The sequence below is a fragment of the Polynucleobacter sp. IMCC30063 genome, assembly GCF_021395235.1.
GTDB lineage: Bacteria > Pseudomonadota > Gammaproteobacteria > Burkholderiales > Burkholderiaceae > Polynucleobacter.
Map to the genome: position 1 here is coordinate 67,235 of NZ_JAJVCQ010000005.1, position 16,297 is coordinate 83,531.

Below are 16,297 nucleotides of genomic sequence, written 5' to 3' on the forward strand. Positions count from 1 at the left end.
ATTCTAGCACGACTAGGCATAAAAATGATTGTTTTGGGTATCGAAACCTCTTGTGATGAAACGGGTCTAGCCGTCTATGACACGGCCCCCCTCGAAGCCGGGCGCCCCGCGGCGCTAGGCATTATGGGGCAAGCGCTGCATTCCCAAATTGCCATGCACCGAGATTATGGTGGGGTAGTGCCTGAACTAGCCTCGCGCGACCATATTCGGCGTATTTTGCCCCTTCTAGAACTAGCCCTAGAGCAGGCTAAGCTAGATTTAAAGGCCATAGACGCTGTGGCATATACCCAAGGGCCTGGCTTAGCGGGGGCACTTTTAGTGGGCAGCGCCTTTGGTCAATCGCTAGCACAGGCACTACAAAAGCCGGCATTAGGCATCCACCATTTAGAGGGCCACTTACTTTCCCCTCTTTTGGGCGCCGCTAGTGATGGCGTACCAAACTTTCCCTTCGTAGCCCTCTTAGTTTCGGGTGGGCACACTCAATTAATGTGGGTTAAAGCCGTGGGGCAATACGAACTTCTAGGCGAAACTCTCGATGATGCTGTTGGTGAAGCTTTTGATAAAACAGCCACTCTTTTAGGATTAGAGTACCCCGGAGGAGCTGCAGTATCTAAATTAGCCACACTAGGTAAAGCGGGTCGCTTTAACTTGCCACGCCCCATGCTTCATTCAGGTGATTTAGATTTTTCATTTTCAGGACTTAAAACTGCAGTACTTAATCAAATAAAACAACATTCACAATTTGCAAGTGCAACTGCTGCAGACGACTTTCGGGCTGACTTAGCGCATGCGTTTGTGGAAGCGGCAGTCAGCGTCTTGGTTAGTAAAACTGCCAAAGCAATGGAGTTAACAAACTGTCGTGATTTGGTCTTAGCTGGCGGAGTGGCCGCGAACATCCAACTGCGCATGGCTCTGCAGACGGCAGCAAAGGACCAGCAATTTCAAGTTTTCTATCCCCCCCTTGAGCTTTGCACTGATAACGGCGTGATGATTGCTTTTGCTGGCGCAATGCGCTTACTCACTCAGCCCCACTCAGAAACGCAAACTGACCTTGCTGGAGCCTTTAACGTTAAGCCGCGCTGGGACTTGGCCCAACACAAGTAATGCGGGCAAAAGCGCTGTGATTGTGAATCGATTCAAAATTTTCTGCGTCGACAGTGAAACCACGTATGCGCGCATCTTGTTGCAAACGCCCAGCCACATCACGAACTAGGTCTTCTACAAATTTCGGATTATCGTAAGCGTGCTCGGTGACCCACTTTTCATCAGGACGTTTTAATAAACCCCACAACTCACTCGAGGCCTCGGTCTCGGCGATCGTAATTAACTCTTCTACTGTCATGATGGCTTGCGGATCTAGTGCCACTGTCATGGTGACATGCGAGCGTTGATTATGAGCACCATAATCGGAAATTTCTTTTGAGCACGGACATAAGCTCATCACTGGCACGATGACATGCAATATTAAAGTCGTGGTTACTGCGCCCGCTTGCGTACCCAACTGATTTTTTTGGATTTGTGCAGTCCACGTCACCTCATAATCCATCAGACTCTCAACGGCAGAAACGGGTGCTTGTTTTTGTACAAAGTGCGTATAGGTAAATTGAATCATGCCTTGTTCGGCTTGTAATAACGGTAACATTTGCTGCGTCATCGTTACTAACGCGCTACTATCCATCGCGGTATTTTGGGTTTGTAAGAGCGCAATAAAACGTGACATATGCGTGCCCTTACTAGCAGCTGGCAACGCGACGCTCATCGTAAAGTTTCCCACAGTAGGAAAGGTGCCGCTAGCAGTACGAATCGTTAAGGGATGGCGAATTCCCCGAATGCCAACTTGCTCAATCGGCATCGCCCGCTCATCAGCAGTTGACTGCACATCAGGCATGGTGCGATTTTTGAGGAAAGAGAGGTTTAAATCATTCATTGCACTATTTTCAAGGAAAATTGGGTTCTTTGCCATCTCTGGCGTCAGATTACTTACTAAGCGACTGTGCCAATGGCTGAATTTGTGCCCTAATGGCACTGGGAAAGCGCTTGGCAATAGCTGCGCCAATGCCTGCTGCATCAAGGCCACACTTCGCCATTAACAAGTTATAGTCGCCATGCTCAATAAATTCATCTGGTAGGCCTAGTTGCAATAAGGGTTTATTGATTGCCATGGCGGTTAAGGCCTCTAAGCAAGCGCTACCTGCGCCCCCCTGAATTGAACCATCTTCAAGTGTGACCAGAAAATCATGCTCAAGTGCGACTTTTTTTAATAATTCAGTATCTAGAGGTTTGACAAAACGCATATTCACTACAGTTGCATCACAGTCTTCTGCGGCTGTCAGGGCTGGATACAGCAACGTACCAAAACTCAAAATTGCGAGCCGATTACCAACTGCTGCGCCAGTTTGCCGACGAATCTCGCCCTTACCCAAAGGCAAGCTACGCAACTCTTGCGGCGGCGTACGCCCGACACCAGCGCCTCTTGGATAACGCACGGCACTAGGATGAGGTTGATGAAAAGCCGTTGTTAGTAAGTCACGGCACTCGGCTTCATCAGCAGGTGTCATGATGAGCATGTTCGGAATACAGCGTAAAAATGGAATGTCGTACGCCCCCGCATGAGTCGCACCATCTGCACCCACTAAACCTGCTCGGTCTAAAGCAAACACGACTGGTAAATCTTGAATGGCAACATCATGAATCAACTGGTCATAGGCCCGTTGTAAAAAGGTTGAGTAAATTGCTACCACCGGTTTCAGTCCTTCGCATGCCATACCAGCAGCGAAGGTAACCGAATGTTGCTCAGCAATGCCCACGTCGTAATAGCGCAATGGAAAGCGTTTTTCAAATTCAACTAAGCCCGAGCCCTCGCGCATCGCTGGCGTAATACCCACTAAGCGCGAGTCAGCCTCAGCCATATCGCAGAGCCATTCACCAAATACTTGGGTAAAGGTTTGCTTGCCTACCGCAGCCGGCTTAATGCCCTCTTCATGATTAAATTTTCCTGGGCCGTGATACATCACGGGGTCGGCCTCGGCCAATTCATAGCCTTGACCTTTGCGCGTAATCACGTGCAAAAACTGTGGGCCGCCGCCCTCTAGGGCTAAGCGTCGCAGATTTTGTAACATCGGTAATAAGGTATCTAAATCATGTCCATCAATTGGGCCGAAATAGGTAAAGCCAAATTCTTCAAAAATTGTCGAGGGAGAAACCATTCCCTTAGCGTGATCTTCTAGTCGCTTGGCAAATTGCCGTAAAGGTGGCGCCATTGATGAAAGCGCGCGATCAATACCCTTTTTTGTAGCTGAATAAAATTGGCCGCTGAGAAGGCGCGCTAGATATCGATTTAAAGCGCCAACTGCTGGTGAAATCGACATATCGTTATCGTTCAAAATCACGATCAAGGGTAAATCTTCATAAATACCAGCATTGTTCATCGCTTCATAGGCCATGCCTGCACTCATTGCGCCATCGCCGATTACCGCGACTACCACGCGCTTTTCACCTTTGGTTTGCGCTGCCCTTGCCATGCCAATAGCAGCAGAAATGCTAGTGGAAGAGTGGCCAGTGCCAAAGGTATCGTAGTGACTCTCAGCGCGCCGAGGAAAACCCGATAGGCCACTAAACTGCCGCAATGAATGCATGCGCTCACGGCGCCCCGTTAAAATTTTATGGGGATAACTTTGATGACCCACATCCCATACCAAGCGATCTTCGGGAGTATTAAAAACATAATGCAACGCTACGGTTAACTCAACTGCGCCCAAATTAGATGAAAAATGTCCGCCTGTTTTAGAGACTGACTCAACAATAAATTGCCGTAATTCCTCGGCTATTAGGGGCAGTTCTTCGCGCGACAATTTTCTCAGGTCGCTGGGGTCATTAATAGTTGGCAAAATCATCTTCATTAGTCTATTTTCTACGATTTACAACGAATTCAGCCAAGCCACGTAAAGCATCTGCTGCCGAGCCGAAAGCATCAATACTTGCTAAAGCTTGTTGGTGCAGCTCTTGAGCCTGTCTTTGAGCGTAGTCTAAACCCATCAGGGTTACATAGGTCGGCTTATCGTTCGCAGCATCTTTACCAGCCGTTTTACCAAGGGTTTGACTATCTGCGGTGGCATCAAGCACGTCATCAACTATTTGAAAAGCTAAACCCAAGGCGCTAGAGAATGTCGTCAAAGCACCCATTTCAGCTTGAGATAAATTTGCAACCAATCCCCCCATTTGTACCGCGCAAATAAGTAATGCGCCCGTTTTCATTTGATGCATATTCTGTAAACCCGCTAAATCGAGTTTAGCGCCAATACTATCTAAATCAATTGCTTGTCCACCAGCCATGCCGCGCGATCCAGCTGCACTAGCTAAGCTAGTAATTAACGCCAGACGCATATCGCAATCGCCAGGTGCTTGAGCCAATATTTCAAAAGCGCGGGTTTGCAAAGCATCACCCACTAGAAGAGCGGTAGGCTCATCAAAAGCTTTATGCACTGTAGGTCGGCCCCGACGTAAATCATCGTCATCCATACAGGGCAAGTCATCGTGCACTAAAGAATAGGCATGCATCATTTCAATCGCTGCAGCTGCAACATCGAGCAGATTTGCGCGTTCGCTATTGGCTTGAGTCCCGCTTGCACTCGCGCTAGGCTTGCCAAGTTCACCAGCAGCATAGACCAATAGTGGTCGCATGCGCTTGCCACCCCCTAAGCTGGCGTATAGCATCGCTTCATGTAAACGCTGTGGCACGGTTTGAGCAACCACTAAATGCTGTACTAGTGTTGCTTCAGCACGAGCCGAGTACGTTTGTACCCACGCCTCGAAATTAAATGGGTTCATGCGACTCGTTTCTAGTCCTCAAAAACCCGCACCTGCTGCTCTACCTGCGTCAAGACAGCTTGACAATGCTTAAGAAGAGCGGCACCCCGTTGATAAGCCAACAAGGTTTCCTCTAAAGAAAGCTTGCCAGACTCCATATCGGCAATGAGTTTTTCTAAATCTTTCAAGGCCTGTTCGTAGCGCAAATTGGGATCAATTGGACTCTGCAATGCTGCACTTGCATGAGCCGGTTTTTTAGCAGGCATAACTTGCTCCCCTTGATGAAATAAGGCAAATAATGGTGAATAAACCCCCATCTTAAAGGTAAACCAAACCAAAGCCCCTAAAGTCGTAGGTATAATCCATGCCTTCCTTTCCAATATCGATTCGTCGATGGTTGGATTGGTTGTTCCGCTTAGCTTCGGCTGACTTTTTCGGGGGTGGGGAGAATGACTAATCTGGCTACCGCGCAGCAACTTGCGCCGTCCAAACTGCAATTGCCTGTAACGGCCTATTTTGACCTTGATTTATATCAACGTGAAATCGACTTGCTATTTAAGCAAGGGCCTGCATATGTAGGTCACGAATTAATGGTGCCCGAGCTAGGCTCGTATCAAACCTTACGGGCTGAAAATGAAGGTCGCTTGTTAGTGCGGAATGCTAATGGCGTTGAACTTCTTTCAAATGTTTGTCGCCATCGCCAAGCGCTGATGCTCAATGGTGCAGGTCGAGTAGAGGCGATCGTATGCCCCTTGCACCGCTGGACCTACGATTTAGAGGGTGAGCTTTTAGGCGCACCCCATTTTGAAAATAAGCCATGTTTACACTTAGGTAAATCACCCTTGCAAAATTGGCAGGGCTTGTTGTTTGAAGGGCCACGCGATGTGCATGCCGATTTAGGCCGTCTTGGCGTCGCTGCTGATCTCGATTTCAGCGGCTACCTGCTCGATCATGTTGAGGTACACGAATGTAATTACAACTGGAAAACCTTTATCGAGGTTTACCTTGAAGATTACCATGTAGCCCCGTTTCATCCAGGGCTTGGAAAATTTGTTGCTTGTGAAAATTTGCAATGGGAATTTGGTGATTGGCATAGCGTACAAACTGTTGGTATTCATAAAAATCTCAGCACTCCTGGCACTCAAACTTACCGCGACTGGCATGAAGCGGTCTTGCGCTATCACCACGGTAAGTTGCCGCAATATGGAGCAATTTGGCTTACTTACTTTCCCAACGTGATGGTTGAATGGTATCCGGGTGTGTTGTGTATTTCCACCCTACAACCGCTTGGACCTCAGCGCACGCGCAATATTGTCGAGTTTTATTATCCCGAAGAAATTGCTTTATTCGAGCGTGAATTTGTTACTGCTGAACGCGCCGCCTATATGGAAACCTGCCTTGAAGATGACGAAATTGCTGAGCGTATGGATGCAGGTCGCGCGGCTTTAATGGCGCGCGGAATAAATGAGGTTGGGCCCTATCAAAGCCCGATGGAAGATGGCATGCAACACTTTCACGAATGGTACCGCCGGACTATGAATTTGGAGAATCCAACATGAGCCAACCCTTAATTACTGCCAATCAATTAGAAGAATTACTCAATACCGGGGCAGACGTTTTACTCTGCGATTGTCGCTTTGATCTCACTAAGCCCACTGCAGGACGTGAAGCGTATCAAATGAGTCACATCCCTGGCGCTATCTATGTTGATCTCGATCAGGATTTATCTGGTCCGCAAACTGGTACCAATGGCCGGCATCCCTTACCTACTCCTGAGGTCTGGGCCAAAACCCGCCAACGCCTTGGCATTAAGTCAAATCTTCAGGTTGTTGCCTATGACAATCAGGGCTCAGTGTTCGCCAGTCGTCTTTGGTGGATGTTAAGAGCAATTGGTCATACTCAAGTACAAGTACTTGATGGCGGTCTCGACGCTTGGAATGGTGCGATTGGCAGCAAGCCACGCCAACCCATTGCGTTAGGAAGTATGCCAAGTGCCGTACCGTATAGCGATTTAGTGCTAGTTGATGAGCTTGTAGCAAATCTAGCTAATACAGAATCTGCGGCGGCGCACCTGGTTTTAGATGCCCGTACACCCGATCGTTTTCGTGGGGAAAATGAAACCCTTGATCCCGTGGGTGGGCATATTCCAGGCGCCACTAATCGTTGCTTTAAAGAAAACTTACGGGCCAAACAATTTAAAACAGCGGATGAACTGTATCGCGAATTTAGTATTTTATTGGCTGGTAGATCAGCGAAAAGTATTATTCACCAATGCGGTTCTGGCGTCACTGCTTGTCATAATCTCTTAGCCATGGAAGTAGCTGGCATAAGAGGCTCCCAACTCTATGCTGGTAGTTGGAGTGAATGGTGTGCAGATTCGCGGCGACCTATCGCGACAACAGAATAACAAGCCCAATACCGCAGCCGATTAACATAATTTGCCGTAGGGATTCTCGCCAATATGGACGGCGATGCATTTGCGGAATTAAATCACTGACAGCGATATAAATAAAACTGCTCGAAGCGATCACCAAAAGGTAGGGCATGATATGGTGTGCACGCTCTAAAAAAAAGTAGGCTAAGACCCCGCCTAACACTGCGAGTGAACCACTAATTAAGTTATAAAGTAAAGCGCGAGCTTTAGAGAAACCGGCATTGAGCAAGACAATAAAATCGCCTACCTCTTGCGGAATTTCATGAGCAATGATGGCTAGCGCTGTAAAAATGCCGACTTGCATGTTCGCCATAAAAGCGGCTGCAATTAGCACGCCATCGACAAAATTGTGTAAACCGTCGCCCACCAAAATGGTCCAACCACTACTACCCGCCATTTCCGCATCATGACCTTGATGATGATGATGCCCATCACCTTCATGGTGGTGACTATGCCGTAATAAGGCAATTTTTTCTAACAAAAAAAACCCGAGCAAGCCCATTAGCAAGGCAGCAAATAAAATAGATGGGTTACTGTTTGGCATGGCAAAGGCTTCTGGCAAAGAATGCAAAAATGCAGTAGCCAATAAAATGCCGACCGAAAAACTGACCATGGTGTCGATCATCTTGCTTAAAAAACCTAAAGACAAACTAGCGGCAATTAAAACGCTGGCTAAACCCGCTAAAGCAGTAACTGCAATAATGAGTTGGAGGGTACTCAACCCATTCATGCCACGCCGTTTTGCTTAAACCAAGCCAAACATTTGGCCCACCCATCGGTAGCGGGCCCAGCGCGATACGACTCACGATAGTCAGCATGAAAGGCATGTGGCGTATCGGGATAGACCTCAATTCGCGAAGCCTTAGCTGCGGCATTTGTCGCTGCCGCTGTAGTTAAAGCAGCACGCATCTTTTCTACCGTATCGAGAGGAATGCCGGTGTCTGCACCACCATATAAGCCGAGTACAGGCGCTTTTAATTCAGCAGCAATATCCACTGGATTACGCGGACTATTAGGCGTGGGTACACCGACTAAGCGCCCGTACCAAGCAACGCCAGCGCGCACCTCTGGCAAAGTAGCGGCGAGCCAGGTAATGCGACCGCCCCAACAAAAACCGGTAACACCAACTCGCTTCACATCGCCACCATGGGCTCCTGCCCAAGCTATAGCCGCTTTAATATCAGCCATTACTTCTGCGTCCGGCGTCTTGGCAACAATATTACTCATAATTTCGGCTACGGTACCAAAGGTATTGGGATCACCTGCGCGAGCAAAAAATTCTGGCGCAATCGCGAGGTATCCCAGCTTGGCAAAGCGCCGCACCACATCAGCAATATGCTCATGCACACCAAAAATTTCACTAGTCACAATGATAATCGGCAATGGAGCGGAGGATTTAGATGGGCGCGCGACATAGAGCGGTACCTTTGCACCAGCAACCAAAATTGTTTGCTCGCTGGCTTCAATCCCCGTAAAGTCTGTTTGAATCGCTGCCGCTAACACAGGCTGCGATGCGGTCACAAAACCGACACCCAGACCACTGATGGATACAGCTGAAACTGCTGAAGCAGCAGAAGCTACTGAAGTTTGCATAAATTGCCGCCGTTGATTTTGCATTTTCTTTCCTTAAATTTAGTTACCAACTATCTTGATCTATCTACTTAATGCGCCTCTTCCCTAATGCGCCTCTTCCCAATTATTGCCCATACCAATACTGACCACTAGGGGTACGCGTAATTGTGCCACTGAGCCCATTAAATCTGGCAATGCTTCACGTAAACGATCTAATTCGGCATATGGCGTATCAAATATCAATTCATCATGCACCTGCAAAAGCATACGAGTTTGTAATTGCTCTGTTTCGATCCACTGTTGTACGGCAATCATCGCTAATTTAATTAAATCGGCAGCAGTACCTTGCATTGGTGCATTAATCGCAGCGCGTTCGGCACCCTGTCGCCGCGGCCCTGAACTTTTTATTTCAGGTAGCCATAAGCGCCGACCAAAGACAGTTTCTACATAGCCGCTTTCTCGCGCCTCAAGTCGTGTGCGTTCCATATATTGTGCTACTCCTGGGTAGCGCTCGAAATAAGTATCAATGTATTGTTGCGCAGCTGCCCGCTCAATACCAAGATTACCTGCTAAGCCAAAGGCACTCATGCCATAAATTAACCCAAAGTTAATCACCTTGGCATAACGCCGTTGTTCTGCGGTAACCGTATCTAAGGGAATACCAAAGATTTCGGCTGCAGTGGCTTGATGCACATCTAAGCCAGCAGCAAAAGCAGCGAGTAAGTTTTTATCTTGCGCAATATGCGCCATGATGCGCAATTCAATTTGGGAATAATCGGCAGAAACCAACTTGCAACCTTCGGCAGCAACAAAAGCCTCTCGAATACGTCGCCCCTCTTCAGTGCGCACCGGAATATTTTGTAAATTGGGCTCGCTCGAGGCCAAGCGCCCTGTGACAGCCACCGCCTGAGAAAAATTGGTATGTACCCGTCCAGTTTTAGGATTGACCATACGTGGTAATTTTTCAATATAGGTCGACATCAACTTCGCTAAACTGCGGTAATCCAATATACGTGCAGGCAAAGGATAATCTTCAGCTAATTTTTGCAACACTTCTTCATCGGTTGATGGTGCACCTGCCGGCGTTTTTTTAATCACAGGTAATTGCAACTGGCCAAATAAAATCTCGCCAATTTGTTTGGGTGACTGAATGTTAAATGGCTGCCCTGCTAGTTTGTGTATTTCTGTCTCGAGGGATAAAAGGCGTTTACCCACGGTTTGCCCTTGCTTGGCCAATAAGGCTGTATCGACCTTAATGCCATTAGTTTCCATAATGCCGAGCACGCGCATCGCCGGTAATTCGATTTGTTGATACACATAGCAAAGCCCTGCATTTTCAGCAATTTGGGGCCATAAAAATTGGTGTAAGCGCAAGGTGATGTCAGCATCTTCAGCAGCATAGTTGCAAGCCGTGGCTAAATCGACTTGATCAAAGCCAATTTGATGTACGCCTTTGCCGCAAACTTCTTCATAGCGAATGGTCTTAATGCCTAAATGCCGCTCGGCCATACTATCCATATTGTGGGGTAAGTGCGATTCCAATACATAGGATTCCAACAAGGTATCGAATGCAATTCCCTGCAAGGTAATGCCATAGTTAGCAAAAATATGTGCATCGTATTTCAGGTTCTGCCCTACCTTTGCTTTGCTGGCATCTTCTAACCAAGGCAATAATCGCTCTAATACCCAAGCCCGGTCGAGTTGGGTTTCGCCAGTGCGATGCGCAACGGGAATATAACAAGCCTTCCCCGCCTCAACTGAAAAGGAAATTCCTACTAGCTCTGCTGCAAGCGCATCTAAGCTGGTAGTTTCTGTGTCGACCGCAACGAGTTGAGCTTGTTGAAGCTTGGCTAACCAGCGTTCAAAATGAACTTTATCAACCACGCATTCGTACTGACCTTGCAAAATATCGGCACGCACTGTCGTAGTTGTAGCCACCACACCCTCAGCAAGTTCAAGGGCTTCGCCGCTTAACTTGCCAGTATCTGGAGCCACCTCTCTTAACCACGTTTTAAAAGCATAACGCTCAAACAACTCCCGTAACTTTGACGCATCTTCTGTGCCTGCATGAAGATCATCTAAACCTGGTAAATGGGGCGATAAATCGCAGTCGGTTTTAATCGTAAGCAATTCACGGGCTCGCAATAACCACGGTAAGCTAGCGCGTAAATTATCACCGACCACGCCTTTAACTAAATCGGCTGAAGCCATTAAATTATCCAAATCGCCATACTCTGCTAACCACTTATTGGCAGTCTTCGGGCCTGCTTTGGGGACCCCAGGGACGTTATCCACACTATCACCAATGATCGTGAGGTAATCAACGATGCGTTCCGGCGGAACACCGAATTTATTTATCACGCCAGCAATATTCAAACTTTCATTGGTCATGGTATTAATTAATGAGACGGAAGAATTCACTAATTGGGCTAAATCTTTATCACCAGTAGAAATAATTGTTTCCCAACCAGCTGCACTGGCTTGGGTTGCCAACGTACCAATTACATCATCAGCTTCAACGCCTGAAACCATCAAGATAGGCCAACCCATCGCCCGCACCATCGCATGGATTGGCTCAATTTGCTTTACCAAGTCTTCGGGCATCGGTGAGCGGTTGGCCTTATATTGCGCATACATTTCATCGCGAAAAGTTTTGCCCTTGGCATCAAAGACACAAGCCAGATGATCGGCCGCAATATCTGTTCGCGCCCGCCGCAGCATATTGACCATGCCATAAATAGCCCCAGTTGGCTCACCTGCCCCATTGCGTAAATCGGGCATGGCATGAAAAGCCCGATAGAGGTAGCTAGAACCGTCAATTAATAGGAGTCTGTGTTTAGTCATACCGCAATCGTACAATCTAGTTGCCTAACACTCATAAATAGAGGATTTTAAAGATGCGCCAACATCGCTTGACCCGCCTTCTAGCAAGCTTGGCATGCCTTTTAGGCTTTTTCTGTGGTGGGTTCTTTGTAGTGCCAAACCTAGTTTTAGCGCAGCCAAACGCTGCTCAAGCGCTTAGCGCTGATGATTTACAGCAGATTAATGAAAAACCCATCTCTGCCAATGCAAAAAATACGAGTAATACTGGCGGTAAGCTCAGCCACCAGCCTGCTTTTACCCATACCAGTTCAGATGGCACGCAAATTACCGAATTTCGTGACGCACATAGCCCTACCAGCGTTCAGGTTAAAGGCGCTTTAGGAACCTACGATATGTCTCACCCGTCCTCATTAATGCCGGGCGCACGCGAGCCTGCCACCACCATCCTCAGTGTGCCAAGCTTGAGTCTGCCGCTAAAGTAAATTCGTTCGTCACTATGGCCGTTTATACCCCCCTTACCATGACAGAAATCGCACCTAGAATCGAGCGCGATTGGTCGATTGGCAAGGTAACAGGTTTACGCGGAATTCATGGGGGGATAGAAAACTCTAATTTTTTTCTGGAAGTGGCACAAGCAGGGCATCAGCAAGAATATGTACTGACGATTTTTGAGCGCTTAACTGCTCAGCAATTACCCTACTATCTTGAGCTCATGTTGCATTTGGCTAACAAAGGCATTCCGGTACCTAAACCTATCGCCAATCGCGCCGGAGAACTGCTTTTGACTCTCCATGACAAACCCGCTGCCATTGTGACTAAATTAGCCGGTCAATCCCACTTACAGCCCACTGTTGAAAATTGTGAAATGGTGGGCGTGATGCTTGCTAAGATGCATTTAGCTGGGGTGGATTTTCCGCTAGAGCAAGCCAACTTACGCAGCTTAGTTTGGTGGCAAGAGACTGTGCCAGCAATACTGCCGCATATTACTGCTCAACAGCAAATGCTACTAAAAACTGAATTGCAATTTCAAGAGGAATTTTTTTCCAGCACTGATTATGCGCAATTACCTCAGGGTGCTAGCCATTGCGATTTATTTCGCGATAACGTACTGTTTGTCGAGCAACAACAAGAAACGCAGTTAGGTGGGTTCTTTGACTTTTACTTTGCAGGTACTGACAAATGGTTATTTGATCTTGCGGTTACCGCCAACGACTGGTGTCTTGGCCCCGACCATGCCGATTTAGATGAACAGCGCCTCACTGCCCTGATGAATGCCTATCAAACTATTCGCCCCTTGGGTGCAGGCGAAAAGCGCAGCTGGTCTGCTATGCTTCGTGCTGCTGCATTACGCTTTTGGATTTCGCGCTTATGGGATTTGTATTTACCCCGCAACGCGCAAATGCTTACCGCACATAATCCTAATCACTTTGAGTTGATCTTACATAGTCGTCGCAAGCAAACAAATAATCTCTTATGAAACTAAATCGTGTTAATGCCCAGCAAGGCTATGTCTGGATTCGTCAAGGCATTTGGCTGTTTAAACAAAACCCCTTGGGTTTTTTAATGCTAGTTTTTTTATATATTTTCTTAGTCCAGCTAGCTATTTTGATTCCGATTATTGGCGTCTTTGCAATTTTACTGATTACCCCCTCCTTGCAGTTTGGTTTCATGACCGGCTGTCGCCAAACAATTCAAAAAATTCGGCTTTCGCCTTTGGTTTATTTAGTTGGGCTGCGCTCTTCGGGGCCCGTGGTACGAAAAAGACTCTTACAGCTTGGGCTGATTCACACTAGCTTAATTTTAGTCTTGAGTTTTATTGCCAGCTTCTTTGTAGACGTTCAATTACTCTTACCTGCGCTTACTGGCGATAAACCTCTGGGCATCGAGATTATCAAGCAGATGTATGTCGTCTTAAGTATTGTGGTGGCTCTCTATATTCCGATTGGGATGCTGATGTGGTTCTCACCAATTTTGGTGGGATGGGAAGATATGCCTGTAACGCAAGCACTTTTTTCGAGTTGGATTGCTTGCTGGAGTAATCGCTACGCATTTATCATTTATCTGCTTATTTGGGGCGCGCTTCTAGTGGCAGTTCCTTTACTTCTCAGTACCGTGTTTGAGGCGCTCAATATTAGAGAAGTCGGCTCATTCGTGATTGCCCCAATTTCAATGGCTTGTATGACAGTGCTGTATTGTTCAGCATTTGCTACTTGGAAAAATTGTTTTACTGATAGTGCAGCTACCGCTAACCCCGATGAGATTGGTGCTTAACTAACGGCAACGTAGCATTAGCCATGAATTCTTAATCAATCGCTGCTAACTTGGCAATACTCAATTGCAACCATTTCACACCGTGACGCTTGAAATTAATTTGAGCACGCGCATCAGCCTCTAGGCCCTCGAGGGCAGTAATACGCCCCTCACCAAACTTTGTATGGAAAACCTGCTGGCCAACCCGAAAGGGATAAATATCTCTTGCTGGTGCAGTCATGCGGGGAATATTGCTACTCAAAGCGCTATGCGCTAGCCGAGGCTTACGCGCAGTAGGGCTTTCTTCGTAATCAAACACCTGACTGTCATCACTATCATGCGAGTAACCGCTTTTCCAGGTACTCCCTCCGCTCCGTCCTCCACCCCAACGTGCATCTTTCATTTTGGGGGTAAGCCATTTCAAACACGCTGTCGGTAATTCCTCTAAGAAACGTGACGGCATGTTGTAACGTACTTGACCATGAAGCATGCGTGATTGGGTATGTGATAAATATAAGCGTTCTTTAGCGCGCGTAATTGCCACATACATGAGGCGCCGCTCTTCCTCTAAACCATTATTTTCATTAATACTATTTTCATGAGGAAATAAACCCTCTTCAAGCCCAGTAATAAAAACCGCAGTAAATTCCAAGCCCTTGGCAGAATGGACGGTCATGAGTTGAATAGCATCTTGCCCAGCTTGCGCTTGGTTATCTCCAGCCTCTAAAGAAGCGTGCGCTAAAAAAGCGGCTAAAGGCGACATCTCTAAAGTGCCGGCATCGTTTTCACTTGGCGGTGAAGCGGCCTGCGCATTTTGCCCAAAACCCTCCTCGGCAATAAAAGCAGTGGCTGCATTTATTAATTCTTGTAAGTTTTCAACTCGATCTTGACCTTCGCGTTCGCTTAAGTAGTGCTGAATTAAACCGCTATGTTGAATTACAAACTCGACTGTTTCTGGAAGGGTGTTGTGCCGAGTTGCTTCGCGCATGTGATCGACGAGGCGCACAAAGCCACCCAAGGCCGCGCCAGCCTTGCCTTCGAGCGTGCTAGCGGCCGAGTACAAGGAACATTGTTGCAATTGCGCTGCATCTTGTAGCGCCTCAATACTTCTCGCACCAATTCCCCGCGTGGGAAAATTCACTACGCGAGAAAATGAGGTATCGTCATTGGGGTTTTCAAGTAAGCGTAAATAAGCTAGCGCATGCTTCACTTCGGCGCGCTCAAAAAACCGTAAGCCACCATAAACTCGGTAGGGCAAACCAGCAGAAAACAAATTATGTTCAATAATGCGTGACTGAGCATTACTTCGGTAAAGCAAAGCAATCTCGCTGCGACTGATACCGCCATTAATCAGCCCCTTGATTTCGTCAATGAGCCAAGCGGCTTCCATACCATCGCTCGCTGCTTCGTAAATCCGCACTGGCTCCCCATGACCTGCATCCGTGCGTAAATTTTTTCCTAAGCGCGCAGTGTTATTAGCGATTAAGTGATTCGCGACATCTAAAATATTGCCATGCGAGCGATAGTTTTGTTCTAACTTCACCATGAATGGATGAAATTGGTTTTCATATAAACGCATATTTTCTACATCGGCACCGCGAAAGGCATAGATGCTTTGGTCATCATCGCCAACCGCAAAGACCGAACTTGCACTAGCGCTAGCACGACCACCTTCATGGCCAGAAAGGAGCTTTAACCACGCATATTGCAAAGCATTAGTGTCTTGAAACTCATCAATCAAAATATGGCGAAAGCGCTCTTGATAATGGGTACGAATTGGCTCGTGGTGCTGTAATAATTCATAACTACGTAATAACAATTCAGCAAAATCAACTACACCTTCGCGTTGACATTGCTCGTCATAAGCCGCGTAAAGCTCAGCCATCCGATCTTGAAAGGCGTCACCTGAATGTAAATCTTTAGCCCGCATGCCGCGCTCTTTCGCATGGGCGATGAAGTATTGCAATTGTTTGGGCGGGTATTTTTCATCATCGACCTTAAGCCCCTTTAACAGGCGCTTAATCGCTGACAATTGATCTTGGGTGTCGAGTATTTGAAAGGTCGATGGCAAGCCCGCATCACGATGATGGGCGCGCAATAAACGATTACATAAGCCATGAAAAGTACCAATCCACATCCCGCGGGTGTTAATGGGCAAGATCGCCGCTAGGCGAATCATCATTTCTTTGGCTGCTTTATTGGTAAAAGTGACTGCCAGCACGCTAATGGGCGAAGCTTGACCCGTTTGAATCAGCCAAGCAATGCGCGTGGTGAGCACGCGGGTCTTGCCACTTCCAGCGCCCGCCAAAATTAAAGCGGAGCGTGAACGGCCCTTTTCATCGCTTGGCGGCAGTGTGACTGCTTCGCATTGTTCGGGATTCAGGTTGGCGAGCAAGTCAGAGTACATTAGCC

The 16,297-nt window shown here is 47.4% G+C and carries 14 protein-coding genes; 6 read left to right on the plus strand and 8 right to left on the minus strand.

Annotated elements, in window-relative coordinates:
- Nucleotides 1-24: 24 nt before the first annotated feature.
- Nucleotides 25-1,104, plus strand: a complete 1,080-nt coding sequence (gene tsaD / locus LZG75_RS10145; protein ID WP_233937454.1) for a tRNA (adenosine(37)-N6)-threonylcarbamoyltransferase complex transferase subunit TsaD — start codon at nucleotides 25-27, stop codon at nucleotides 1,102-1,104.
- On the opposite strand, the gene folE2 is transcribed toward tsaD, so the two are convergent.
- The 4 genes from folE2 to xseB are packed head-to-tail and all read right to left on the minus strand — an operon-like array spanning nucleotide 1,070 to nucleotide 5,072.
- Entirely contained in the window at nucleotides 1,070-1,927 is an 858-nt protein-coding gene (gene folE2, locus LZG75_RS10150; protein WP_233937515.1) for a GTP cyclohydrolase FolE2, read from the minus strand. The two genes, tsaD and folE2, sit on opposite strands and share 35 nt — an antisense overlap.
- A gap of 49 nt (nucleotides 1,928-1,976) precedes the next feature.
- Nucleotides 1,977-3,893: a 1-deoxy-D-xylulose-5-phosphate synthase gene (gene dxs / locus LZG75_RS10155; RefSeq protein WP_233937516.1), complete on the minus strand. Its 1,917-nt coding sequence runs from the start codon at nucleotides 3,891-3,893 to the stop codon at nucleotides 1,977-1,979.
- 10 nt (nucleotides 3,894-3,903) lie between these two features.
- Nucleotides 3,904-4,827 carry a polyprenyl synthetase family protein gene (locus tag LZG75_RS10160; RefSeq protein ID WP_233937455.1) on the minus strand — a complete coding sequence of 308 codons (924 nt, stop codon included), beginning with the start codon at nucleotides 4,825-4,827 and terminating at the stop codon, nucleotides 3,904-3,906.
- An 11-nt stretch (nucleotides 4,828-4,838) separates the two neighbouring features.
- Nucleotides 4,839-5,072: an exodeoxyribonuclease VII small subunit gene (xseB, locus tag LZG75_RS10165; protein WP_233925042.1), complete on the minus strand. Its 234-nt coding sequence runs from the start codon at nucleotides 5,070-5,072 to the stop codon at nucleotides 4,839-4,841.
- 183 nt (nucleotides 5,073-5,255) lie between these two features.
- On the opposite strand from xseB, the gene LZG75_RS10170 reads away from it, so the two are divergent.
- Together LZG75_RS10170 and LZG75_RS10175 are read left to right on the plus strand one after the other, a co-directional pair.
- On the plus strand, nucleotides 5,256-6,365 hold the full coding sequence (locus tag LZG75_RS10170; RefSeq protein ID WP_233937456.1) for an aromatic ring-hydroxylating dioxygenase subunit alpha: 1,110 nt from the start codon (nucleotides 5,256-5,258) through the stop codon (nucleotides 6,363-6,365).
- Nucleotides 6,362-7,213 (plus strand): sulfurtransferase, encoded by an 852-nt coding sequence (locus tag LZG75_RS10175; protein ID WP_233925045.1) that lies wholly within the window; start codon nucleotides 6,362-6,364, stop codon nucleotides 7,211-7,213. Before LZG75_RS10170 ends, LZG75_RS10175 begins: the two co-directional genes overlap by 4 nt.
- Here LZG75_RS10175 and LZG75_RS10180 read toward each other — a convergent pair.
- The 3 genes from LZG75_RS10180 to polA all read right to left on the minus strand — a co-directional run bounded on the left by LZG75_RS10180 (nucleotide 7,194) and on the right by polA (nucleotide 11,656).
- A complete protein-coding gene (locus tag LZG75_RS10180; RefSeq protein ID WP_233925046.1) occupies nucleotides 7,194-7,970 on the minus strand; it encodes a ZIP family metal transporter in 777 nt (258 codons plus the stop codon). The two genes, LZG75_RS10175 and LZG75_RS10180, sit on opposite strands and share 20 nt — an antisense overlap.
- Complete coding sequence (locus tag LZG75_RS10185) at nucleotides 7,967-8,833, minus strand: dienelactone hydrolase family protein (protein WP_370634774.1); 867 nt, start codon at nucleotides 8,831-8,833, stop codon at nucleotides 7,967-7,969. Before LZG75_RS10185 ends, LZG75_RS10180 begins: the two co-directional genes overlap by 4 nt.
- Nucleotides 8,834-8,917: 84 nt before the next feature.
- Nucleotides 8,918-11,656, minus strand: coding sequence for a DNA polymerase I (polA, locus tag LZG75_RS10190; protein WP_233937458.1), 2,739 nt, complete (start codon nucleotides 11,654-11,656; stop codon nucleotides 8,918-8,920).
- 53 nt (nucleotides 11,657-11,709) lie between these two features.
- Here polA and LZG75_RS10195 point away from each other — a divergent pair, with 53 nt between their 5' ends.
- Genes LZG75_RS10195 through LZG75_RS10205 form a run of 3 tightly spaced genes read left to right on the plus strand, consistent with a single transcriptional unit; the run spans nucleotide 11,710 to nucleotide 13,906 of the window.
- The gene (locus tag LZG75_RS10195) at nucleotides 11,710-12,117 is read left to right on the plus strand and encodes a hypothetical protein (RefSeq protein ID WP_233937459.1); all 408 of its coding nucleotides are present in this window, start codon (nucleotides 11,710-11,712) and stop codon (nucleotides 12,115-12,117) included.
- Nucleotides 12,118-12,131: 14 nt separating this feature from the next.
- The gene (locus tag LZG75_RS10200) at nucleotides 12,132-13,112 is read left to right on the plus strand and encodes a homoserine kinase (protein ID WP_233925053.1); all 981 of its coding nucleotides are present in this window, start codon (nucleotides 12,132-12,134) and stop codon (nucleotides 13,110-13,112) included.
- Nucleotides 13,109-13,906 (plus strand): BPSS1780 family membrane protein, encoded by a 798-nt coding sequence (locus LZG75_RS10205; RefSeq protein ID WP_233937460.1) that lies wholly within the window; start codon nucleotides 13,109-13,111, stop codon nucleotides 13,904-13,906. Before LZG75_RS10200 ends, LZG75_RS10205 begins: the two co-directional genes overlap by 4 nt.
- 31 nt (nucleotides 13,907-13,937) lie before the next feature.
- On the opposite strand, the gene LZG75_RS10210 is transcribed toward LZG75_RS10205, so the two are convergent.
- Nucleotides 13,938-16,292, minus strand: coding sequence for a UvrD-helicase domain-containing protein (locus tag LZG75_RS10210; RefSeq protein ID WP_233937461.1), 2,355 nt, complete (start codon nucleotides 16,290-16,292; stop codon nucleotides 13,938-13,940).
- Between the last annotated feature and the right edge of the window lie 5 nt (nucleotides 16,293-16,297).

Bases quoted from the DNA above. Each gene is read 5' to 3' on its own strand.
- LZG75_RS10185 (WP_370634774.1), bottom strand. From the start codon at position 8,833: ATGCAAACTTCAGTAGCTTCTGCTGCTTCAGCAGTTTCAGCTGTATCC.
- LZG75_RS10175 (WP_233925045.1), top strand. From the start codon at position 6,362: ATGAGCCAACCCTTAATTACTGCCAATCAATTAGAAGAATTACTCAAT.
- LZG75_RS10195 (WP_233937459.1), top strand. From the start codon at position 11,710: ATGCGCCAACATCGCTTGACCCGCCTTCTAGCAAGCTTGGCATGCCTT.
- dxs (WP_233937516.1), bottom strand. From the start codon at position 3,893: ATGATTTTGCCAACTATTAATGACCCCAGCGACCTGAGAAAATTGTCG.
- LZG75_RS10180 (WP_233925046.1), bottom strand. From the start codon at position 7,970: ATGAATGGGTTGAGTACCCTCCAACTCATTATTGCAGTTACTGCTTTA.
- LZG75_RS10200 (WP_233925053.1), top strand. From the start codon at position 12,132: ATGGCCGTTTATACCCCCCTTACCATGACAGAAATCGCACCTAGAATC.
- folE2 (WP_233937515.1), bottom strand. From the start codon at position 1,927: ATGAATGATTTAAACCTCTCTTTCCTCAAAAATCGCACCATGCCTGAT.
- tsaD (WP_233937454.1), top strand. From the start codon at position 25: ATGATTGTTTTGGGTATCGAAACCTCTTGTGATGAAACGGGTCTAGCC.
- polA (WP_233937458.1), bottom strand. From the start codon at position 11,656: ATGACTAAACACAGACTCCTATTAATTGACGGTTCTAGCTACCTCTAT.
- LZG75_RS10210 (WP_233937461.1), bottom strand. From the start codon at position 16,292: ATGTACTCTGACTTGCTCGCCAACCTGAATCCCGAACAATGCGAAGCA.
- LZG75_RS10160 (WP_233937455.1), bottom strand. From the start codon at position 4,827: ATGAACCCATTTAATTTCGAGGCGTGGGTACAAACGTACTCGGCTCGT.
- LZG75_RS10170 (WP_233937456.1), top strand. From the start codon at position 5,256: ATGACTAATCTGGCTACCGCGCAGCAACTTGCGCCGTCCAAACTGCAA.
- xseB (WP_233925042.1), bottom strand. From the start codon at position 5,072: ATGCCTGCTAAAAAACCGGCTCATGCAAGTGCAGCATTGCAGAGTCCA.
- LZG75_RS10205 (WP_233937460.1), top strand. From the start codon at position 13,109: ATGAAACTAAATCGTGTTAATGCCCAGCAAGGCTATGTCTGGATTCGT.